General features: G+C 70.6%; 1 protein-coding gene. It reads right to left on the bottom strand.

The genetic code is table 11. The features are described from left to right. A partial coding sequence (locus ACYVTD_RS16765; protein ID WP_461248787.1) for a DUF1800 family protein occupies positions 1-452 on the bottom strand: 452 nt, incomplete at both ends.

Raw genomic sequence — 452 nt, 5'->3', positions numbered from 1 at the left:
GTACTGGAAGCCGGCGGCCGGGCTGCCAGCGTCATTGCCCAGGCTCCAGCCGGTGAGCGCGCGGGCGAACTCGGTCACGTCCTGCTGGGTGTAGCCGCTGCGCACGCCCAGGGTGTGCAGCTCCATGATTTCCCGCGCCAGGTTTTCGTTCAGGCCGCGTGTCTTGTCCGGGTTGCGCCGGGCGGCGCGCTGTGCAGCGGGGCTGGCGGGGCCCACCGACTGGGCCTGGGCCCGATAGACCAGCATGGCCGGGTGGCGCACGGCGGCAAGCAGCAGGTCCTCGAAGCGGCCCAGCACGTGCGGGCGTATGGCCTCGGCCTCGTAGGCGCCGGCCAGGTCGAGCACCACGGGCTTTTCCACCGAGACCGCGAAGTGGTTCGACCAGAAATGCACCAGGCGTTCCACAAACGGCGTGGGTGTGTCGATGGCGCTGGCCAGGCGCGCGTTCACTG

It is taken from the genome of Treponema sp. R6D11, assembly GCF_054786075.1.
Note: the sequence above shows the minus strand (reverse complement) of the source record. Positions and strands in the feature narration are given on the sequence as shown.